We start from the raw sequence: 19,870 nt of genomic DNA, 5'->3' as shown, positions 1-19,870 counted from the left end.
TGGACGGCGGCGGTTCCCGATCCCGGTTCGTTCGGCTACGATGGGAGCCCGCCGTTGGATCCACTTTCATCGACGTTTGCCGCAGGCCGCCGTCCTTCGCCCCATAGATACCCGAGAGTCATGAGCATCACCAAAACGAAGGGCACGTCCAGTAAAGCCCAGGCCTTGCCGCACCGCATCCGCGACCAGTTGCGCTATGAGATCCTGACGGGCGCCTTGCCCGCGGGCACGCCGCTAAAGCAGGATGCGCTGGCCACGCGCTTTCAGGCCAGCCGCATTCCGGTGCGCGAAGCGTTGCGCCAGCTGGAAACCGAAGGGCTGGTGGCGTATCACCTGAACCGGGGCGCGGTCGTCATCCGCATGGACGTGGACCAGATCTGTGAGCTGCTGGACATCCGCATCGCGCTGGAAGGCTACGCGGTGCGCGCGGCCGTGCCCAACATGGCGCGGGCTGACCTGGACACCTTGGAAGCCATCCTGAAGGCCTACGACGAGGCCGATTCGGTGTCGGAGTGGGCCGAGCTGAACCGCCGTTTTCACCTGGCGCTTTGCGCGCCGGCAAACAACACGCGGCTGCGTCGGCTGATCGAGGAATACGGCCTGAACACGGACCGCTACACGCACGAGATGATGTCGCAGGCGACCGGCAAGGAAGGGCCGCAGGCGGATCACTACCGCATCCTGGAAGCCTGTCGTGCGCAGGACGGCGCGTTGGCCGCGCGCCTGGTGGAAGCGCACATCATCGAAACCAAGAAAAACCTGGTCGCCATGCACCGCATGCGGGAAGACGGCTGAACGGGCCTACGCCGCGCGGCCGCCCAGGTACAGTTCGCGCACCTTTGCGTCGTTCATCAACGCCTCGGCCTGCCCGGTGATGGCCACCGTGCCCATCGATAGCACGTACGCGCGGTCGGAAATGCGCAGCGCTTCCATGGCGTTTTGCTCCACCATCAGTATCGTCACGCCTTCCTTGGCGCGGATGCGCTGGATGGCTTCGAACACTTCGCCCAGCGTCTTGGGTGACAGCCCGGCCGATGGCTCGTCCAGCAGCAACAGGCCCGGCGAAGGCATCAGCGCGCGCGCCAGCGCCAGGATTTGCCGTTCGCCGCCCGATAACGACGCGGCGGGCGCATCCAGCTTGCGTTGCAGCACGGGGTAGTGTTCGCACAAGGTGCGCACGCGCGCCAGGCACTGCGCCTTGTCCAGCGCATTGCCGCCCACCAGCAGGTTTTCGCGCACCGACAACGCCGTGAACACGTTCTCGGTTTGCGGTACGAAGCCCAGGCCGTGACGCAGAATTTTCTCGTGCACGGGAAAGCGCGAGATGTCTTTGCCTTTCAGCACGACCTGGCCTTCGCGCGGCTTGAGGTAGCCGGCGATGGTTTTCAGCAAGGTCGATTTGCCGCAACCGTTGGGTCCCAGCAGCGTCACGATTTCAGATTGGCCTGCATGCAGCGACAAGCCGCGCAGAATGTCCACGTCGCGGGTGTAGCCGGCAACAACGTTTTGCACGTCGATCATTTTTTCGCTCATCAGGCAGCTCCCATGCGCAGTACCGGCGTGGCGGTGGCGCCGCCGGCGGGCTTGGCCGCCGCGCCGCCCAGATACGCCTGCAACACCCGTTCATTGGACGCCAGTTCATCCGGCCGGCAATCGGCCACGATGTGGCCACGGTCCAGCACGATGCAGCGATGGCAGACTTCGCGGATGAAATGCATGTCGTGCTCAACAATCACAATCGTCATACCTCCATCATTCAGGCGCTGCAACGCACGGACAATGTCGCTGCGCAGGTTTGGGTGCACGCCGGCCGTGGGCTCGTCCAGCATCAGCATGCGCGGCTGCGCCATCAGCGCGCAGACGATGCCCAGCAATTTCTTTTGCCCGCCCGAGATCGCCGCTGCCGACAAATCGCGCACCGGCGTCAGCAGCAATTGGTCCATCAACGCGCCGGCACGCGCCCGCGCGCGTGTCTCGGCCAGCCCCGCCGCGCGCGAGCCGAACAGGTTTTCCCACACGCCGTGATGCTCGGTCGACGCCGCCATGGCGACCTCGGCCACGGACATCTTGCGTGGCATCGACGGCAGCTGGAAAGTGCGGGCGATGCCGGCCTGCACAATGCGGTGCGCGTTCAAGGAGTCGATGCGCCGGCCTTCGAACCGCACGGTGCCGGCGTCGATGGATTCAAAGCCGGTGATGGTGTTCAGCAAGGTGCTTTTGCCCGATCCGTTCGGGCCGAGCAGCCCGACGATTTCGCCTGGTCGGATCGAAAAGCCGACCTTCTCGAGCACGCGGTTGCCGCCAAACGCCTTGGCCACCGAATCGACTTGCAATGCATAAGGGGTGGTCATGGCATCTTCCTCATCTTTTCCGGCAGCAGCCCTTCGCTGCGCCACAACAGGCATCCCAACAGAATGAAGCCGATCAAGCCCAACCGCAGCGCGCCGGCCACGTCGGAGCCGAAGCCGAACGCGTCCTTGGCGAAGGGCACCAGCGTGTAGGCGGTCTGCACCAGCACCACGCCCAGCAGTACGCCCGATACGTTGCCGATGCCGCCGATCATCAGCATGGTCCACAACAGGAATGTCTCGGAGGCAAGCAGATAATCGGGGCCGACAAAGCTCATGTAGTGCGCGTACAGCGAGCCCGCCAGCGCGGTCACTGCCGCGCCGGCCATTACCGCCCGCGATTTCAGCCGCATCAGGTCATAGCCCATGCAGGCCGCCAGCTTGGGTTCTTCGCGCATCACGCGCAGCGCGCGCCCGAAGCGGCTGTAGGCCAGACGGCGCAACAGCACGGCGGCGGCGGCCGTCAACACCAGCACCAGGCCCAGGAATGCCAGCGCGCCGCTCTTGCCGTCCAGGCCGCCGAACAACGCGGGGATGCCGCTGATGCCTTGCGCGCCATTGGTCAGCCACAGTTCGTTGGTGGCGACGGTGCGGATGATCTCGGCGATGGCCAGGGTGGCTATGCCCCAATAATCGGCGGCCAGCTGCTTGCCCAAGCGTGCAACGCACCAGCCCAGCGCCATGGCCACCGCAACGCCGGCAGCGGCGCCCAGGCCCGGGTGCCAGCCGATATGCACGGCGATGCCGGTGCCGTATGCGCCGATGCCCGCGAACGCGATGTGGCCAAAATTCAGCAAGCCCGCCAAGCCGGCTTGCAGGTTCAGGCCCAGCGCCATCAAGGCAAAGATCGCGCCGAAGGTCAGCGATGAAATCAGGAAATCAAACACGGCGCACCTCGCGATCGAACAGGCCGTAGGGCTTGAACAGCAGCGCCAGCAACAGGATCAGGAACGATGCCGCGCTGATGTACGCCACCGGCAGGAAGGCCACCGGCTTGTTGTAGAGCCAGCCGAAGTTCAGGTTAGTCACCAGCGTTTCGGTGAAGGCGATCAGGAATGCGCCAGCGACCGCGCCCAGTGGGTTGCCCAGGCCGCCCAGGATGGCGGCGGCGAACACCGGCAACAACAGATCCGAACCCAGGTTGATGTGCGCGCCCGTGGACAGGGCCAGCAGCCCACCACCCAGACCTGCCAGCGCGCCGCTGGCGAACGCCACCTGGCAGGTAATGCGCGAGGCGTTCAACCCGCTGGCGTCGGCCAGGGCAGGGTTGCAGGACAGCGCGCGCATGGCGCGACCGGTGCGCGTAGTGAAAAGCAGCAGCGCAAAGGCCGCAAGCAGTACCGCCGTGGTGGATACGGCGGCAATCTGCATGACGGTGACGCTGGCGTCACCCAGGCGTATTGGCGTGGCCAGCGGCAGCTTGAACATCAGCGGGAACGAACCCGCGACGCCCTGGCAAAAAGCGATCAGCAACATGGACAGCGCCAGCGAACCGATCATGGTGATGGCCGGACCCGCGCGCAGCAACCGACGAAACACTAGCAGGTGAAACACCAGCGCCAGCGCCCCGGTCAGCAGGCTTGCGGCCAGTAGCGCCAGGGGCAGGGGCAGGCCGAGCACGCTGCACGCATAGGTCGCGTAGGCGCCCAGCATGGCGTATTGCACGTGCGCGATGTTTGGAAATTTGACCAGCCCATACACCATGCTCAGGCCCAGCGCGATCAGCGCCAGGTCCGAGCAGCGTAGCAGCGTGTCGACGAGAATCTGGATCATCTTGTTGACTCGTAAGACAGCAAAAAAGAAAACGCCTGAAGACAAGGCCGGGGCTGCGTGGCAGCCGCCGGCCCGGGCCCATCAACGTGCGACGATCTTGCCTTGGTCGGATTTGAGCTTGGCGTAGGGCGGGTCCACGCGCTGGCGGTCGCTGTCGAACTTGATGAAGCCGGTGACGCCTTCATAGCCCTTCTGGCCCAGTTGGGTCAGGGCGGCCTGCACGTCGGCGGGGGCGGTGGACTTGGCCAGGTTCATGGCGGCGGCCGTCAACAGCACCGCGTCATAGGCGTAGCCGGTGTAGGACGTCTTGAAGCCGTCCTTGTAGCGGGCCTTGAAGGCTTCGGCGTATTCGCGGCCCTTGGGGCCCAGCACCGATCCCACTTCCATGCCGATCTGGCCTTGCGCGATGTCGGCCGGCGTGTCGCTCAGGCACATGCTCAGCAAGATGCCGTACCACGGCGTCTTGCGCAGGCCCAGTTCAAAGGCCTCGCGGTTGATCACGGCCGATTCCTGGCCGTAGGCGGTGTAGATGTAGGCGTCCGGGTTGCTGCGCGACATCTGCTGCAATTCGCGGCGGTAGGTGGACTGGCCAGCGGTGTACAGCACTTCGGTCACGATCTTGCCGCCCAGCTTTTCGAACTCTTCCTTGTAGCCGTGCGCCACGCCTTGGCCGTAGGCGTTGTTGGGCGCAATGATGGCCACGTTGCGGTAGCCCTGATCCCAGGTGTCCTTGGCGGAAAAGCGGTTGCCTTTGTCTTCCAGGCCGATCAGGTTGAACGACGTGGCGCCCAGGTCGCGGATCTTGACGCTGGTGCTGGCGATGTTGATGTGCGTCACGCCTTCCTTGACAAGGTACTGGCCCAGCGGAATGGAAATGCCCGACGAGTATTCGCCGATGACGACCGGCACCTTGTCGACGCTGACCAGCTTGCGCGCGGCGTTCAACGCAGTGGTGGGGTTGCCGCCCGAATCCTCGACCACCACGGCAAATTTCTTGCCCATCACGCCGCCGTCGGCATTGACCTTTTCCACGGCCAGGTCCACGGCGCGGCGCACGTCCTCGCCCACAGTGGCGTTGGCGCCGGTCAACGACAGCACGGCGCCCATCTTTACGGTTTCCTGTGCGTGGGCGCCGGCGCCGGCCAGCGACAACATCAGGCAGGTGGCGCCCAGCAACGGGCGGACGAACAATTGCATGGTGGTTTCCCCTCGAAGCGTGCCGGGTTCGCGTCTGATGCGCGAAGGGGCCGGCGGTGTGTGGTGGCCCTGGGCATTACCCAAGGCGCGAAACGAGGGCAGATGTGGATACCAAAAGTGGAAATTGCATCCAATCCTGCTCAAGTGGATGCAAATATACGAGGCGGCTCGCGTCTCAACAATATGGGGTTAACCCGTTACCTGATGTTTCAAACACCGTTTTATCCACCGGGTTGCACCGCGTGTCGATATGCCGCAACGCATCGCGCCCGCCGACGGAGCCGTCGGCGGGCGCGATGTTGTTGCGTGAGAAACGAGGGCCGGCCGGTCAGCGTGGCCGCGTTACGGTCAGGACTTCAGTACTACGGTCAGTACTTCAGCACATATGCTGGCCGCCGTTGATGGCGACGTTGGCCCCGGTCATGAATCCTGCGTGCGGGCCGCACAGAAACGCCACCAGCGCCGCCACTTCTTCGGGTTGGCCCAAGCGGCCGACCGGGATCTGCGGCAGGATCTTTTCCTTCAGCACATCTTCGGGCACCGCCTGCACCATGCGCGTGTCCAGATAGCCCGGCGATACGGTGTTGACGGTGACGCCCTTGCCGGCCAGCTCCAGCGCCAGCGCCTTGGTGAAGCCATGGATGCCCGCCTTGGACGCCGCGTAGTTCGTCTGGCCAAACGCGCCCTTGCTGCCGTTGACGGACGAAATGTTCACGATGCGGCCCCATCCGCGGTCCGCCATGCCGCCACATAGCGGCTGGGTCATGTGGAACATGGAATCCAGGTTGCTGTGCATGACCTCGTTCCAAAATTCCAGGCTCATTTTTCGCAAGCGCGCATCGCGCGTGATGCCGGCGTTGTTGACCAGGATGTCGATAATGCGCCCGTCGTGGTCGAGCCGGCGCATCAGCGTCTGGCATGACGCGTAGTCGCCCACGTCCACGGAGTACAGCGCGAAGCGGCGTCCGCGCGAGGCTTCCTCTTCGGCCCAGGCGTGCGCGGCGCCTTCGTTCGAGTGGTAGGTGGCGATGACGTCGTGGCCGGCATCGTGCAGCGCCAGCGCGATGGCGCGGCCCAGGCCGCCCGAGCCACCCGTCACCAGCGCGGTGCGTTTATCCGTCATGGCGATCTCCGGGCTGGTTGGCATCGCGCATGGCGGCGCACGCGGCGGCCATCTGGTCCGACATCGCCGTCCAGATCTGCGTCATGGGGAAGGGCGCGGGCGCGATGCCGCCGCCGGTGGCCAGCTTGAACCAGCCGCTCATGGCTTCGCCCAGCCCGGCCGTCAACGCGGCCTGCTCTTGCAGCGCGGCGTGGGTGATGGCCTGGCTGGCTTCCAATTGCGCCTGCCATTGCTTGCGCGTCATCTCGCCCAGCGCGGGTGCAATGGATTGCCAGTCGCCGGTGTGTTGCAGCGGGCTTAGCGTGGACAGCGTGTTGTTTGTGTGTTGGTCGGCCAGCCGGCGGCCCAGTTCCATCCAGCGCTGCTGGCTTTCCTGGGCAAGTTGGGTCAGTCGTTGGTAATAGGCGGCGTTGGCGCCGGCAATTCCCTGGGGCATGGAGGCAGTAGGTTTCTTCATCATCCGTCCTTGTCGTAGTGGTAAGGGGCAACGAATCAGTCCTGGAAGCCGTCTGGGTCAGGGCGGCTGCGCCTAGCGCACGGCGTGGGTCAACAATAGCCCAGCGTCCCCCCGCAATGCCAGCCCGTGCGCGCCGCGCTTTTGTGCCTGCAAAGTAACTTGACGTTACCTCGGCCATGGTGTGTCATGCGTCGAAGCGGCACTTGGGCTGCACGGACTATTCAGCGAGGCAGTTGTGGCCACATCGGGAATAACGGTTCGCGTGCCGTCCTGGCGGTACCTGCCGGTGGCGCTGGCGTTGGTGCTACCCGCGCTGCTGTGCCTGGCGGGGACTTGGATCCACGCCAAAAAGCAGCAAAGGACCGAAGCCGAAGCCGCCGCGCAGATCGTGCGCGTGCAAATCGAGAACATGCTTGCGCAGGCGTGGCCGGTGCTGGATCAGGTGGCCGAGCTGACGCCGCAGCCCTGTGCCCAGGTGCTGCCGCAACTGCGTCGCTGGGGCACGCTCAACCCGTATTTCCGCGCCTTGGTGCTGGCCAACGATCGCCACATTTATTGTTCTTCGATCGTCGGCGAAGTCGATTCCGAATTGGGCGATTTCCGCAAATGGCCCATCGACGGCACGCCCGACCGCTGGCTGTTTTCGGTGGCGGGCACGCCGCTGGCGCCGGACCGCCCGGCAATTCTGCTAGGCAAGCCGGGCGCCCCGGGCTTTAGCGGCGCCGTCGCGCTGGACGGCCGCTACGTGCTGGACCTGCTGAACGCCGTGGGCACGTTGGGCGACTATCGCATTGAACTGATTGTGGGCAAGGGCGCGCCCATACACAGCGATTCCTGGAGCGACGACGACGCCGGCATCCAGCCTGTGTACGACGAAATCACGCGCAACAACGGGCGGGTCGCGTTGGCAATCAACGTGAGGGCACCCACGGCAAGCATGATGCACGCCTGGAAGCAGCTGTTGCTGAGCTACCTGCCCGCCACCTTGTTGATTGGCGCGGGCCTGGCGTTTGCGGCGTATCGCCTGCAACTGAACCGCCTGTCATTCAAAGAGCAGTTGCGCCGCGCCATGCTGGCCAATGAATTCCAGGTGCATTACCAACCGGTGTATGGACAGCTGACCGGGCAGTGCGAAGGCGTGGAAGCGCTGATGCGATGGAACCGGCCCGGCGTGGGGTTCGTGCGGCCGGACATCTTCATTGCGGCCGCCGAAGCCGAGGGCATGATCATTGCCTTGACCCAGCACCTGCTACGGCTGATCGAACGCGATTTGCAAACGTGGCGCACGCCGCCTGACTTTCACATCGGCGTGAACATCGCGCCCGAGCATCTGTCCAGCAACCTGCTGGTGCCCGACATGCAGGCGTTTCTGGCCAACGTGGCCGCGCGGCGGCCGCTGCTGGTGCTGGAAATTACCGAGCGCAGCCTGATTCAGGACAGCGGCCAGGCGCGCCGCAACATCGAGGCGTTGCGGGCGGCGGGCGTGCGCGTGGCGATCGACGATTTCGGCACGGGGCATTGTTCGCTGTCGTACTTGCAGAAGTTTCCGGTGGACTACCTGAAGATCGACAAGGGCTTTGTGCAGTCCATTTTGCCGACCGGTGAAGAGGCGCCGGTGCTGGACGTGATCATCACGTTGTCGCACCGGCTGAATCTGGCGGTGGTGGCCGAGGGCGTTGAAACGCAGGTCCAGTTTGACTACCTGACGGCGCGCGGCGTGGCGTTCATCCAGGGCTATTTGTTTGCGCGGCCGATGCCGTCGGCCGAATTCATCCCCTGGTACGCAAAGCACTCGCCGCCAGGCGCGGTGCCGCCATCGTCGGGTGGCGCGACGACGGGCGCGCTGGCGCAAGCTACGCCGCCGGGCGCGACGGCGGCGTAGCGATCAGGGCGCCTTGGCCTGCGGTTCGGCCTTGGCGAAGAACAAGTCGGTGATGGCCTGGCCGTCCATCGGTTCGCCGTTGATGGCACGCGCCAGCAACTCGGCGCCCAGCAGTTGCACCGAGAACACCAGGTCCGGATGCACGCGCCGCATCTTTTCCAGATGCTTGCTGGTGTTGACCAGCGCCACGGTCTTGGCGCCGCCCTGCGCCGTGGCCTCTTTGGCGGCCAGCACGATGAACGCGTTTTCGGCGTCGTCGTCGCGCAGCGCCAGCACATAGCGCGCACGCGTCACGCCGGCGTTGTGCAACACGTCTACGCTGGACGGGTCGCCTTCGATCAAATCGGTGGCGGCGGGGTATTCATGCGGCATGCCGGGCGGCACGATTACCGTGACTTCGTCGCCGCGCCGGCGCAATCCGGCGTAGACGCTAAGCGCCAGCGGCGTCGCGCCCGCGATGATGATGTGGTTTTTTCTCATGGCGGTTGAAAACTTGCCTTTGACCAGCCGTTTCAAGTTGCCGCCGATCACCGGGCCGGCGATGGCGCTGATGGACGTGGCGAACACGGTAATGCCCAGGATGATAATCGACGCGGTAAACAGCCTGGCGGTGGTGCTGTGCGGCGTGATGTCGCCATAGCCCACGGTCGACATCGACACGATGGAAAAGTAGAACGCGGTGCCCGCGTCCTTGACCGGCGGGTTGAATTCTTCGCCCAGGTAGAGGGTGCCGAAGACGGCGTAGATCAACAGGGACATCACGCTGACCAGCGCGAACAGCGAACCCGCCGTCACGCTTGCGCGGTCAAAGCGGCGCCAATACACCACCAGCGCAATCACCAGCACCATCGTGTAGATGCCCAGCCCCGCGCGGCCGCTGTCGCCAAGGATCGCGAAGGTGCCGATGCCGATCAGCAGCACCAGCGAGAACGCCCAGGCGATGCGCGCCTTCAAGATCAGGCCGATGGCAATCACCTGTAGCCCCACACCCAGCACCAGGCGCGGGATTTCCAACAGGCCCACCACGCGCATCACTTCATGCCAATTGTCCAGCGCCAGCCAGAACGAATATTCGCGCGCGCGCACTTCGCGCAACACGGGGTGCATGAATGCGTAGCCGTCCAGCGCAACCAGGATGGCCAGGCACCAGTTGGGGGGAAACACCGCCAGCACTTTCTTGTGCAGGCGCATCAGCGACACAGAGGTTAGCGGCATTGGACCTGTCCTTTAGTCCGCATTTTAGGACGATGACTCAAAGGGCTCTGCTATATCAAATAGGTATAGAAGGCTATCAACAAAGAATTACTGGATTCGGGTGCCAAGTCATAAACTTCGTTCATCACGCGGCTATCCAAGTGGAAAACCGCTGATACGGGTGGAAGTCAGCCAGTAGTCGGGGCCGGCCAGCACCCAGGCGTTGATCACGTTGCAGCTTGTGCGCGGACTAGAGACCGCGCAGAAGTTCACGGTCGGACCGTGCGTGAGCAGTATGAGGCACGAATGTTGGAATCGCGTGATCCAGGTAGAAGGCATCAGTGCCGGCTGATGACTCCGGGTTCACGTGTTGTTTTAGCGCGGCGTCTTACCTCTCGGGGGCAGCGCCGCGTTTTTTTCGCCCGTTCAATCTGAACGCGCCATGGGCTTTGCACCCAGATCAGTTTGCCGCGCCGGCGTCTTCGGTTTCGCGGCCCCATTCTTCCAGCCCGTCCTGCCGGCTGTCCTCCCCTGAAGCTCGATAGTCCGGGTCCAGCGCGATATCCGCCGCGAACATATAGCCCCAGCCGTGCACAGCCCGGATCGGCAATGTCATCTGGTTGGCGGTGGCCTTGCGCCGCAAGCGGCTGATCATGACGTCGACGAAGCGCCGGCGCGTGATGCCGCTGTCTGCATCGTCGGCCCCGTCGGCGTAGAACGCGTCACGGCTGATCTTGCGATCGGGCGCCGTCACCAGCCGGGATAGAAAATCGCGTTCGCCAGTGGTCAGCCCCAGTGTGCGGCCGGCGGGGCTGATCAGTGTCCACCCCTTGTTGGCCAGGCGCCAGGTTTCCTGGGCCGGTTCTTCGGCGTGCGTGTCCGCCGAGGCTTCCATGCCGTCAAGCCCCACCGCACGGCGCACCAGCGCCTGCAATGCCGCGGCCAATTCCAGCCCCGTCACATCCGGAGGCAGGCAGGCGTCCGCACCGCACAGCAGCGTGCGGATCCGGCTTTCGGCGTCGGCAAAGGCGGCGATGGCGACAATGCCCAGGCCCCGGTCGACCGCGCGCAAGCGTACGGCGGCGTTGTGGATATCGGAAAGCGGCGCGTCCAGCACGACCAGCGGACTGGGGCGGCGGGAATAGCGGTCGTAGACGTCGATCAGGTCATGGCAACGGCGTACGCAGAAACCCAGATGAGACAAGGCATCCACAAGCCTGGCGTGCTTGGCATCGTCATTGCCAAGGAAAATGACATCCAGCGTGTTATTCATTGATGCTTCCAATGAGCCGGCGCGGCACGGAGCGTCGCGCCATGACGAGACCGTCTGGCGGTGTTTTTTTGAATGTGGGCACGGGCTTCGGCCGGCTTCCTGTCTGATGCTGGCCACCGGCGGCGGGGACTATGCCGCCTTGAAGTCACGCCCGTGTTTCATTTAAACACGGGCGTGTTTTTTTGTGAAGATACGTTTCTGTAGTTTCCGATGGTAACCGTGGCGTGAGGGAACGGTAACGGAAAGCACTGCGCCGCCTCGGACTTTGCACCCTTGCCTCTGCGGGTTATTAAGTATTACCGATACATTATTTTCTATTTTGCATACGGTATTGCTCACAAACTCGGGCGGCTTTAACGTCGGGCTTGCGGGTTGTACCCCGGTGCGACTACCCTTTCCGCGCGCGCCGGATTATTGGGGTAAGTGGCTGGCCGGCTTGGGTTTTCGCAGGTGTGACCGGCTCGATAAAGCCGTGCCGCCGCGGCTCACGCGGCACGCAAGCACGCGAATATTGCGATTTACGGATTAACCCTGAAATTGGGGCGCAATCCGTTTATTTGGCGCCAGTGTTGAGATGTTTTAATCAAATAAATAATTTCATATTAATGTCTCAGGTCGATCGATTGGACACGTTTAGCCATCGTCTGCGCAACGCAAGAATGCTTCAGGGATGGACTCAAAAGGACTTGGCGGTCGCAAGCAACCTGTCGCAAAGCGCTATCGGCAACTACGAAAGCGGGCAGCGCCAGCAGCCCTCCAGCGACGCGCTTATCAAATTGACCCGCGCCCTGCGGGTCAGCCCGATGTGGCTCAGTACCGGAGAAGGGCCGATGCTTAGCTCCGGCTATGCCGAGCCGACCGTGGCCAGCGCCAATCCCGGCGACCTGCCGGCCCCACCGGCCTGGCCCTTCGAATCGGTGTCCTACGCCACCTATTCACGCTTGAGCTCGCAGGAAAAGCGGCAGATCGAACTCGTGCTTGCCGCCTACATCAAGGCACGCGGCGAATAGGCCCCATGGGTTGAGCCGGGCTGGGCGGCACCGCGCTTTGCGGGCGGCGATGCGGGTCCGGCGCGGGCATGAATTCGCCCGGCTGCGGCTTGCGGCGCAGGCGGCTGCGCAAGCGTTCCACGGGGTCCGCCACCAAGCCGTTCAATAGCGCCGAAAACCCGATGCAACCCGCGATCACCAATGCCGCGAACAACATGGGCTGGTGCATTTCAACGTCGTTGAGCAACCAGCTGAAGAACAGGATCACCAGCGAATGACAGATATAGATCGGGTAGCTGAGTTCTCCGATGGCCTTGTCCAGGCGGTGGCGCGACTGGAACAGAAAAGCCAGCGGCAACAGCGCGGCAAACAGCAGCACCGCCAACCCATCACGCACCGTCGGATTGATGCCGATGGAAAAGTGCAGCAGCGTGTAGATGAACAGCGCCACGGTGCCCGCTTCAGGCAGCCGGTGAAACCGGCGCGTCCAGGCCTTGAAGCGCGGCAGCAGTACCTGGTGCGATAGCGAACCGATCAGGAACAACGCCAGTTCGGTGGGAAAGAACCGATAGGTCCAGGGATCCGTCACGCCGACGCCGGTCACGATCAAGACGCCGCGCAGCGCCAACGATGCGGCAAGCAGGGCCAACAATCTGCGCGGCGATCCCAATACAAAAGGCGCGACCAGGTAGAAGCTCATTTCGACACCGAGCGTCCAGGCCTGCGGCACCAGCAGTCCCTGGTAGAGCGGCACTTCGCTATTGGCGAAGCTGCCCGTGAATGCCAGCGCCGAATGTTCAATGCCGAAGAACATCAACCAGTCCTGTCCGAAGATGAACAGGTTGGACAGCACCAGGAAAAGATCGGCCGAGAAGGGCAGGGCTGCATAGAAGCGGAAGAACGCGCCGCCGCTTAAAACATGCGCCAGCAGGGTCAGGCCCGCCACCGTCAGATAGATGGGGAACAGGCGCAGGAAACGATTGGCGTAGAACTTGCCCGTGGCGCCCTGGTAGTTGTCCGTGGCGGTCAGCACATATGAAATCAGAAAGCCCGAAATCACATAGAACAGTTGCACCGCCAGCCGCCCGCCGACAAGGTGATCGGCGTAGCCGCCGCCCAGGTGGTCCAGCACCACTGATAGCGCCAGTAGAGTTCTCAAGAAGCCCATCGCCGTGTCTCCCGGTAATCTTTTATGGCCGGCCAGAAGCGGCCGACGCATGCGTCGTTCGTTACGTTGCGATCGGCTTGTTTGCCCTGTGCTGCCAGGGTGGCCAGATGCGTGGTCTGGAATGATTCTGCGCGTCGGACACAGGCGCCGCCATGCGGCATTCGATGCAGCACCCTGCATCTTCGGCGTGATGGAATCGGGCCATCGTGCTGCTTTTGGATACGGCTGTAGGGTTTAGAGAGCAGGACGTTACAGGCCTGTGCCGGTTACAGTCGGGGCTATGAAACCTTTAGGAGACCTATTCATGCCTACCCCTCTGTCTTCGCGTTGCCGGCTGCTGTGCCTGAGCCTGCTGACCCTGGCATTGGCGGGTTGCGCGGGGTCCACCGGAGGCGCGCGCCCGCAAGGCGCCGCCGCGGCCAATGCCGCCACCAGTGCAGATTCCCTGGCCCAGACAAGTTGGGAACTGGTGCGCTGGACCCAGACGGGCGGCGCCCAGCGCGACATCCCCCACGGTGACAATGGCGAGCCCGTGCAGCTGACCTTTCTGGCGCAAGGCAAGCAGTACCGCGTCAACGGCTTTTCCGGCTGCAACCGCTATATGGGGTCGTACAAGCTGCAAAGCGGCAAGTTGTTTATCGACGCCCCGGCCACCACGCGCATGGCCTGCGTGCCGCCCGAACGCGCCAAGCTTGAAGCCGACTACCTGCGCGGCCTGACCGCCATCGACACCTTCACGTTGGACAGCGGTGGCGCGCCCCGGCACCTGACGTTCAACTTGCGCGGCGGCGACGTGCTGGAATTTGAACGCCGTCAGGACCCGCCCACGCCGTAAGCCCTTGGCAGCGCGATAATGTCGCCTTTCCGCGCCCGGCATCGCGCCGTGGCGCGGCCCGACTTGCTGACCTGCTGACGTGCTCACGTGCGGAGACCGCCCATGCCCTTTACCGCTATCCTGCGCTGGCTGGCGCCATGCGCGCTATCCGTTGCCCTGGCCGCTTGCGCCGGCCCGTCCCATCGCGCCGCCGATGGGCAAGACCGCCGCTTCCAACCCGCTTCCGCCTCCGACATCCTGGCCCAGACCAGCTGGGACCTGGCGCGCTGGACCTTGCCGGGCGGCGGCTTGCGGACGATTCCGCATCCCTCGTCGAATTCGCGTCCCCTGACTGTCAGCTTCGTCCATGTGCAAGGTGCGCCGCGGGTATCGGGCTTTGCGGGTTGCAACCAATACAACGCGCCCTATACCGTGGCTAACGGCCAGCTGATCGTGCAAGCGAATCCGGTCGCCACGATGATGGCGTGCGCGCCGCAGAACATGCAGCTTGAGCAGGACTTCCTGGCCGGCCTGACGCGCATCACCGCGACGTCGCTGGACAACACCAACAACCCGCAGCGCATGACGTGGGTGCTTGCCAGCGGCGATACGCTGGACTTTGGGCGCCGCGTGGACCCGGTGGCGGGCGGGCAAGCCGGGCCGACCAAGCTGGTCTATGTGAATGCCGAGCGCGTGCCCTGCAACGGGGGCGCCGGTCGCGCGCTGTGCTATCAGGTGCGCGACAGCGCCTCGCAGCCGTGGCAGTGCTGGTATGGCGACATCACGGGCTTTCAGTTTCAGCCGGGCATCCGTTACCGGCTGCGCGTGGTTGAAGTGACCGACCCGAACCCGCCGCCGGGCGCTTCAACTGTGCGCTGGGTGTTGGACGCGGTGATCGAGCAGGAAATCGTCAGCCGTTGATACGGATCAAGCCGGGCGCTGGGCGGCGTGGCCTGCCCGGCGCTCGCGCCTGCGGGGCGATCCGCCCAGCGTTTACTATTACGGGCTTCGCCCACCGCTTTGCATTGCTTTGCCATGACTGCCGTCGTCAATATCGCCGCCTACAAATTCGTTTCGCTGGATCTCCTGCCCGACCTGCGCGCCCACCTGCTGACCGTGGCTGGCGACTGCGGGCTCAAGGGCACCATCCTGCTGGCCGAAGAAGGCATCAACCTGTTCCTGGCGGGTTCCTCCCAGGGCATCGACACCTTCCTGCAAACGCTGCGCGCCGATGCGCGCTTTGCAGACCTGGAAGTGAAATTCAGCCATAGCGAAGGCGTGCCGTTTCGCAAGCTGCTGGTCAAGATCAAGCGCGAAATCATTCGCATGGACCACCCCACCATCCGCCCTGAAGCGGGCCGTGCGCCGGGGGTGGACGCCAAGACGCTGGCGCGCTGGCTTGAGCAGGGCGCCGACGATGCCGGCCGCCCTGTCGTCATGCTGGACACGCGCAACGCCTTTGAAGTCGATGAAGGCACGTTCAAGAACGCCATCGATTGGCGCATCGAACGCTTCACGCAGTTTCCGGCCGCCGTACAGGCGCACCGCGCCGAACTGGAAGGCAAGACGGTGGTCAGCTTCTGCACGGGCGGCATCCGCTGCGAAAAAGCCGCCATTTACATGAACGAGGCGGGCATTCCCAACGTGTATCAGCTGGACGGCGGCATCCTGAAGTATTTCGAGGAAACCGGCGGCGTCGGGTATGACGGCAAATGCTTCGTCTTCGACGAACGCCATTCGCTGGACCCGGAGCTGGCGCCCACCCAGCCGTAGCCCTGGCCCGGGCCGTCTGCCAAAGAAAAGCCCGCCATTACCGGCGGGCCTTTTTTGCGTCAGGCGGATGCGCCGATCAACGCACGCGCATGCCGGGCTTGGCGCCGGGGAAGGGCTCCAGCACATAGATGCCGGCGTCCACGGCTTCGTCCGCGTGGCTGGCGGCCAGCACCATGCCTTCGGACACGCCGAACTTCATCTTGCGCGGCGCCAGGTTGGCCACCATGACGGTCAGCTTGCCGATCAGGTCTTCGGGCTTGTAGGCCGACTTGATGCCCGAGAACACGTTGCGGTGGCGGCCTTCGCCCACGTCCAGCGTCAGGCGCAGCAGCTTGGTCGAGCCTTCGACGTGTTCGCAGTTGACGATCTGCGCAATGCGCAGATCCACGCGGGCGAAATCGTCGATGGAAATGGTTTCGGCAACGGGCTCGCCACCGGGCACAACGACGGGGGCGGCGGGCGGTTCGAACAGGTCTTCCAGCATCTGGGGTTCCACGCGTTGCATCAGGTGCTTGAACGGTGCCACGCGCTGCGGCAGCACGGCGGCATCGGCCCAGGTGAACGGCGCTTGGGCGCCAAACAACTCCAGCGCGACGCGCTCGGCCAGCGACGGCAGCACCGGCGCCAGCATCACCGACAACGCCTTGAAGCCGGCCAGCGAACGCGAGCAGATGTCTTGCAACGCGGCCTTTTGCGCGTCGTCGGCGGTGGCCAGGCCCTTGGCCAGCACCCACGGCTGCGCGGTGTCGAACGCCTGGTTGATGCGGTCGGCGTAAGCCATGATCTCGCGAATGGCGCGGTTGTATTCGCGTGCCTCGAAAGCGGCGCGGATCGACTCGGCCTGTTCGGCGTATTCGGCCGACAACGCGGCGGTGTCGCCGGAATAGCCCAGCACGCCGTCAAAGTGCTTGGTGATGAAGCTGGCGGCGCGGCTGGCGATGTTGACGTATTTGCCGACCAGGTCGCTATTGACGCGCGCGATGAAATCCTCGGGGTTGAAGTCCACGTCCTCGACGCGGGCGTTCAACTTGGCGGCGATGTAATAGCGCATCCATTCCGCGTTCATGCCCAGCTCCAGATAGCGCAGCGGCGAAATGCCGGTGCCGCGGCTCTTGGACATTTTTTCACCGCTGACGGTGATGAAACCGTGCACATTGACCGCGTCCGGCGTCTTGCGCCCGGCGAATTTCAGCATGGCGGGCCAGAACAGCGCGTGGAAATACACGATGTCCTTGCCAATAAAGTGCACTTGTTCGGTGGTGCCGTTGGGGTCGAGCAGGGCGTCGAAGTCCAGGCCCTTGACCGCGCAGTACGACTTCAGCGACGCCAGATAGCCCACCGGTGCGTCCAGCCACACGTAGAAGTACTTGCCCGGCGCGTCGGGGATCTCAATGCCGAAGTAGGGGGCATCGCGCGAGATGTCCCAGTCGCCCAGCTTGGCCTCGCCGTCTTCGGCGCCCAGCCATTCCCGCGTCTTGGCCAGCATTTCCGGCTGCAAGTGCTTGCCGCCGTTGGCGTTGGACCCGGTGGTCCATTGCTGCAGGAATTCCACGCAACGGGGATCGGACAACTTGAAGAAAAAGTGGTCGGACGACTTCAGCACCGGCGTCGCGCCGGTCAGCGCCGAATACGGGTTGATGAGTTCGGTGGGCGCGTACACGGCGCCGCACACTTCGCAGGAATCGCCGTATTGGTCCTTGGCGTGGCACTTGGGGCATTCGCCCTTGATGTAGCGGTCGGCCAGGAACATGCCCTTGACCGGGTCGTAGAACTGTTCGATGGAGCGCGTTTCGATCAGGTTCTGCTCGCGCAGCGCGCGGTAGATGTCATGCGACAGCGCGACGTTTTCCGCCGAATCGGTGGAATGCCAGTGGTCGAAACGGATGTGGAAGCCGTTCAGGTACTGCGGGCGTTCAGCGGCATAGCGGGCCACCAGCGCCTGCGGCGTGATGCCCTCTTTTTCGGCCTTCAACATGATCGGCGCGCCGTGCGCGTCGTCGGCACCCACGAAATGCACCGTGTGGCCCGCCATTCGCATCGAACGCACCCAGATATCAGCCTGGATGTATTCCATGATGTGGCCGATGTGGAAGGATCCGTTGGCGTAGGGCAGCGCTGTGGTGACAAATAGGGTGCGAGACATGGTTGTCGACAGAGGGGGAGGGAAAAAGGGTTTGGCGGGCCATTTTAGGACAATGGCGTGGACTTGCCCCGGCGCGGCCCGATAACGACGCAACCCGCCGATCGCGCGGACGCGATTCAGGCGGGTTGGAATGGGTGGCGGCCGGCAGTCGGTGGCGGTACCCGGTGCGGGCAGTCCGGGCGGTCGTACCGGGCGACGGCAAAGGCAACGGCAAAGGCAACGGCAAGCTTGCGCCGCACGCGGCGCAAGCGTTTTACGTCATGCCGACGTTAGCGAACTTCGCGAGCTTCGACGTCGATCACATCGCCGCGCGGTTGCGTGGCGAAGGGGGCGGTGGCGGTCTGGAAGGGTCCCGGTCGGGCGCCTTGGCGCTGGCTCCAGTAGGCGCGGACGCCGAAAGGTTTGCCGCGCACCTTGGCGACCACGTAAAGGATCGCCACGGCAAGCGCCGTGGACAGCATGAAGACCAGCGCCATCGCCATACCGATCAAGGCCAGGGCGGCGAAAAGGACGGCACGGAAGAAGCGGATAAGTGTGTTGGTCATGAAGGTCGGATGCAAAACGCAGCGAAAGGTTCCCGCGTATCCGCTATCCTTTAGGGGATGGCGGCCCGCAGAAGCCGCGCTGCCTACGGAACCATAGTGACATGAGTATAACGATAGAAAACATCCGCGCCGCTTTGCGCGCGGCGCGCGACCCCAACACGGGTTTGGACCTGGGCGTTTCTGTAAAAGATCGTGACATCGACCTGACAGGCGGCCGCGTGGCCGTCACCCTGGAATTGGGGTATCCCGCCGACGGCGTGCGGGAACAGGTGGCCGCCGTGGCGGCTGCGGCGCTGGCCCAGGCCGGCGTTCCCGACGCCCGCATCAACATCACCTGGAAGGTTGCGGCCCACGCGGTGCAGAAGGGCTTGAAGCCGCTGCCCAACGTGCGCAACATCATTGCCGTTGCGTCGGGCAAGGGCGGCGTGGGCAAGAGCACCACCGCCGTGAACCTGGCGCTGGCCTTGTCGGCCGAGGGCGCCAAGGTCGGCGTGCTGGACGCCGACATCTATGGACCCAGCGTGCCCACGATGCTGGGCATTTCGGGCCGCCCGGAAAGCCTGGACAACAAAAGCATGGAACCCCTGACGGGCCACGGCTTGCAGGCCAATTCCATCGGCTTCCTGATCGACGCCGATTCCCCCGCCATCTGGCGCGGCCCGATGGTGACGCAGGCGCTGGAACAGTTGCTGCGCCAGACCAATTGGCGCGACCTGGATTACCTGATCGTCGACATGCCTCCCGGCACGGGCGATGTGGCGTTGACGCTGGCGCAGAAGGTGCCGGTGGTGGGCGCCGTCATCGTGACCACGCCGCAGGACATCGCGCTGCTGGACGCCCGCAAGGGCTTGCGCATGTTCCAGAAGGTTGAAGTGCCGATTCTGGGCGTGGTCGAAAACATGGCCATTCACATCTGCTCGCAGTGCGGTCATGCCGAACACATTTTTGGTGAAGGCGGCGGCCAGCGCATGGCCGAGCAGTATCAAACGCCCTGGCTGGGCAGCCTGCCGCTGACGCTTGCCATCCGCGAACAAACGGACGCCGGCAAGCCCACCGTGGTGTCGGATGCCGGTAGCGAAGCCGCCGGGCTTTATCGTGCCATTGCCCGCAAGCTGGCCGCCGGGGTGGCCGCGCTACCGCGTGATATGGCCGGAAAATTCCCGTCTATTGTCGTCCAGCAGCCGACCTGAC

The 19,870-nt window shown here is 64.0% G+C and carries 19 protein-coding genes; 7 read left to right on the top strand and 12 right to left on the bottom strand.

What is annotated here, in order from left to right:
• The first annotated feature begins 120 nt into the window (after window positions 1-120).
• Window positions 121-795, top strand: a complete 675-nt coding sequence (locus tag DVB37_RS24370) for a GntR family transcriptional regulator (RefSeq protein WP_046805123.1) — start codon at window positions 121-123, stop codon at window positions 793-795.
• A 6-nt stretch (window positions 796-801) separates the two neighbouring features.
• Here the strand turns inward: DVB37_RS24370 and DVB37_RS24365 are convergent, their stop codons facing one another.
• From DVB37_RS24365 to DVB37_RS24335, 7 genes are all read right to left on the bottom strand, one after another.
• Window positions 802-1,521 carry an ABC transporter ATP-binding protein gene (locus DVB37_RS24365; RefSeq protein WP_120157631.1) on the bottom strand — a complete coding sequence of 240 codons (720 nt, stop codon included), beginning with the start codon at window positions 1,519-1,521 and terminating at the stop codon, window positions 802-804.
• An 11-nt stretch (window positions 1,522-1,532) separates the two neighbouring features.
• Window positions 1,533-2,351: an ABC transporter ATP-binding protein gene (locus DVB37_RS24360; RefSeq protein WP_104141904.1), complete on the bottom strand. Its 819-nt coding sequence runs from the start codon at window positions 2,349-2,351 to the stop codon at window positions 1,533-1,535.
• Window positions 2,348-3,235, bottom strand: a complete 888-nt coding sequence (locus DVB37_RS24355; RefSeq protein ID WP_046805121.1) for a branched-chain amino acid ABC transporter permease — start codon at window positions 3,233-3,235, stop codon at window positions 2,348-2,350. Before DVB37_RS24355 ends, DVB37_RS24360 begins: the two co-directional genes overlap by 4 nt.
• The gene (locus DVB37_RS24350) at window positions 3,228-4,121 is read right to left on the bottom strand and encodes a branched-chain amino acid ABC transporter permease (protein ID WP_046805120.1); all 894 of its coding nucleotides are present in this window, start codon (window positions 4,119-4,121) and stop codon (window positions 3,228-3,230) included. The genes DVB37_RS24355 and DVB37_RS24350 overlap by 8 nt, the downstream gene beginning before the upstream one ends.
• Window positions 4,122-4,202: 81 nt before the next feature.
• Entirely contained in the window at window positions 4,203-5,318 is a 1,116-nt protein-coding gene (locus DVB37_RS24345) for an ABC transporter substrate-binding protein (RefSeq protein ID WP_046805119.1), read from the bottom strand.
• Between the two features lie 376 nt (window positions 5,319-5,694).
• The gene (phbB, locus tag DVB37_RS24340; protein ID WP_120157008.1) at window positions 5,695-6,441 is read right to left on the bottom strand and encodes an acetoacetyl-CoA reductase; all 747 of its coding nucleotides are present in this window, start codon (window positions 6,439-6,441) and stop codon (window positions 5,695-5,697) included.
• Window positions 6,431-6,898: a hypothetical protein gene (locus DVB37_RS24335; RefSeq protein ID WP_314355539.1), complete on the bottom strand. Its 468-nt coding sequence runs from the start codon at window positions 6,896-6,898 to the stop codon at window positions 6,431-6,433. The genes phbB and DVB37_RS24335 overlap by 11 nt, the downstream gene beginning before the upstream one ends.
• A gap of 262 nt (window positions 6,899-7,160) precedes the next feature.
• Here DVB37_RS24335 and DVB37_RS24330 point away from each other — a divergent pair, with 262 nt between their 5' ends.
• Complete coding sequence (locus DVB37_RS24330) at window positions 7,161-8,780, top strand: cyclic diguanylate phosphodiesterase (protein WP_319308419.1); 1,620 nt, start codon at window positions 7,161-7,163, stop codon at window positions 8,778-8,780.
• 3 nt (window positions 8,781-8,783) lie between these two features.
• On the opposite strand, the gene kch is transcribed toward DVB37_RS24330, so the two are convergent.
• On the bottom strand, window positions 8,784-9,995 hold the full coding sequence (gene kch / locus DVB37_RS24325; RefSeq protein ID WP_120157007.1) for a voltage-gated potassium channel protein: 1,212 nt from the start codon (window positions 9,993-9,995) through the stop codon (window positions 8,784-8,786).
• 439 nt (window positions 9,996-10,434) lie between these two features.
• A complete protein-coding gene (locus tag DVB37_RS24320) occupies window positions 10,435-11,247 on the bottom strand; it encodes a winged helix-turn-helix domain-containing protein (protein WP_120157006.1) in 813 nt (270 codons plus the stop codon).
• A gap of 659 nt (window positions 11,248-11,906) precedes the next feature.
• Between DVB37_RS24320 and DVB37_RS24315 the strand changes: the two genes are divergently transcribed.
• A complete protein-coding gene (locus DVB37_RS24315) occupies window positions 11,907-12,257 on the top strand; it encodes a helix-turn-helix domain-containing protein (RefSeq protein ID WP_052946027.1) in 351 nt (116 codons plus the stop codon).
• Here DVB37_RS24315 and DVB37_RS24310 read toward each other — a convergent pair.
• Window positions 12,238-13,404 (bottom strand): acyltransferase, encoded by a 1,167-nt coding sequence (locus DVB37_RS24310; protein WP_046805115.1) that lies wholly within the window; start codon window positions 13,402-13,404, stop codon window positions 12,238-12,240. The genes DVB37_RS24315 and DVB37_RS24310 overlap by 20 nt on opposite strands.
• 304 nt (window positions 13,405-13,708) lie before the next feature.
• On the opposite strand from DVB37_RS24310, the gene DVB37_RS24305 reads away from it, so the two are divergent.
• From DVB37_RS24305 to DVB37_RS24295, 3 genes are all read left to right on the top strand, one after another.
• A complete protein-coding gene (locus tag DVB37_RS24305) occupies window positions 13,709-14,239 on the top strand; it encodes an META domain-containing protein (RefSeq protein WP_046805114.1) in 531 nt (176 codons plus the stop codon).
• Window positions 14,240-14,341: 102 nt separating this feature from the next.
• On the top strand, window positions 14,342-15,139 hold the full coding sequence (locus tag DVB37_RS24300) for an META and DUF4377 domain-containing protein (RefSeq protein ID WP_120157005.1): 798 nt from the start codon (window positions 14,342-14,344) through the stop codon (window positions 15,137-15,139).
• A gap of 114 nt (window positions 15,140-15,253) precedes the next feature.
• Window positions 15,254-15,991, top strand: a complete 738-nt coding sequence (locus DVB37_RS24295; protein ID WP_120157004.1) for a sulfurtransferase — start codon at window positions 15,254-15,256, stop codon at window positions 15,989-15,991.
• A gap of 76 nt (window positions 15,992-16,067) precedes the next feature.
• On the opposite strand, the gene metG is transcribed toward DVB37_RS24295, so the two are convergent.
• Both metG and DVB37_RS24285 read right to left on the bottom strand, forming a co-directional pair.
• Window positions 16,068-18,134 carry a methionine--tRNA ligase gene (gene metG, locus DVB37_RS24290; RefSeq protein ID WP_104141912.1) on the bottom strand — a complete coding sequence of 689 codons (2,067 nt, stop codon included), beginning with the start codon at window positions 18,132-18,134 and terminating at the stop codon, window positions 16,068-16,070.
• A 269-nt stretch (window positions 18,135-18,403) separates the two neighbouring features.
• Complete coding sequence (locus DVB37_RS24285) at window positions 18,404-18,679, bottom strand: hypothetical protein (RefSeq protein WP_006221752.1); 276 nt, start codon at window positions 18,677-18,679, stop codon at window positions 18,404-18,406.
• A gap of 101 nt (window positions 18,680-18,780) precedes the next feature.
• Here DVB37_RS24285 and apbC point away from each other — a divergent pair, with 101 nt between their 5' ends.
• Window positions 18,781-19,869: an iron-sulfur cluster carrier protein ApbC gene (apbC, locus tag DVB37_RS24280; protein ID WP_120157003.1), complete on the top strand. Its 1,089-nt coding sequence runs from the start codon at window positions 18,781-18,783 to the stop codon at window positions 19,867-19,869.
• Window position 19,870 lies beyond the last annotated feature (1 nt).

This window comes from Achromobacter sp. B7 (assembly GCF_003600685.1).
Lineage (GTDB): Bacteria > Pseudomonadota > Gammaproteobacteria > Burkholderiales > Burkholderiaceae_B > Achromobacter > Achromobacter spanius_B.
Note: the sequence above shows the minus strand (reverse complement) of the source record. Positions and strands in the feature narration are given on the sequence as shown.

What these genes read in the sequence shown, in the direction of transcription:
- DVB37_RS24360 (WP_104141904.1), bottom strand. Translation starts at nt 2,351, where the DNA reads ATGACCACCCCTTATGCATTGCAAGTCGATTCGGTGGCCAAGGCGTTT.
- DVB37_RS24295 (WP_120157004.1), top strand. Translation starts at nt 15,254, where the DNA reads ATGACTGCCGTCGTCAATATCGCCGCCTACAAATTCGTTTCGCTGGAT.
- DVB37_RS24370 (WP_046805123.1), top strand. Translation starts at nt 121, where the DNA reads ATGAGCATCACCAAAACGAAGGGCACGTCCAGTAAAGCCCAGGCCTTG.
- DVB37_RS24300 (WP_120157005.1), top strand. Translation starts at nt 14,342, where the DNA reads ATGCCCTTTACCGCTATCCTGCGCTGGCTGGCGCCATGCGCGCTATCC.
- DVB37_RS24310 (WP_046805115.1), bottom strand. Translation starts at nt 13,404, where the DNA reads ATGGGCTTCTTGAGAACTCTACTGGCGCTATCAGTGGTGCTGGACCAC.
- DVB37_RS24350 (WP_046805120.1), bottom strand. Translation starts at nt 4,121, where the DNA reads ATGATCCAGATTCTCGTCGACACGCTGCTACGCTGCTCGGACCTGGCG.
- phbB (WP_120157008.1), bottom strand. Translation starts at nt 6,441, where the DNA reads ATGACGGATAAACGCACCGCGCTGGTGACGGGTGGCTCGGGCGGCCTG.
- DVB37_RS24335 (WP_314355539.1), bottom strand. Translation starts at nt 6,898, where the DNA reads ATGAAGAAACCTACTGCCTCCATGCCCCAGGGAATTGCCGGCGCCAAC.
- DVB37_RS24345 (WP_046805119.1), bottom strand. Translation starts at nt 5,318, where the DNA reads ATGCAATTGTTCGTCCGCCCGTTGCTGGGCGCCACCTGCCTGATGTTG.
- DVB37_RS24315 (WP_052946027.1), top strand. Translation starts at nt 11,907, where the DNA reads ATGCTTCAGGGATGGACTCAAAAGGACTTGGCGGTCGCAAGCAACCTG.
- DVB37_RS24365 (WP_120157631.1), bottom strand. Translation starts at nt 1,521, where the DNA reads ATGATCGACGTGCAAAACGTTGTTGCCGGCTACACCCGCGACGTGGAC.
- DVB37_RS24320 (WP_120157006.1), bottom strand. Translation starts at nt 11,247, where the DNA reads ATGAATAACACGCTGGATGTCATTTTCCTTGGCAATGACGATGCCAAG.
- metG (WP_104141912.1), bottom strand. Translation starts at nt 18,134, where the DNA reads ATGTCTCGCACCCTATTTGTCACCACAGCGCTGCCCTACGCCAACGGA.
- DVB37_RS24285 (WP_006221752.1), bottom strand. Translation starts at nt 18,679, where the DNA reads ATGACCAACACACTTATCCGCTTCTTCCGTGCCGTCCTTTTCGCCGCC.
- DVB37_RS24305 (WP_046805114.1), top strand. Translation starts at nt 13,709, where the DNA reads ATGCCTACCCCTCTGTCTTCGCGTTGCCGGCTGCTGTGCCTGAGCCTG.
- kch (WP_120157007.1), bottom strand. Translation starts at nt 9,995, where the DNA reads ATGCCGCTAACCTCTGTGTCGCTGATGCGCCTGCACAAGAAAGTGCTG.
- apbC (WP_120157003.1), top strand. Translation starts at nt 18,781, where the DNA reads ATGAGTATAACGATAGAAAACATCCGCGCCGCTTTGCGCGCGGCGCGC.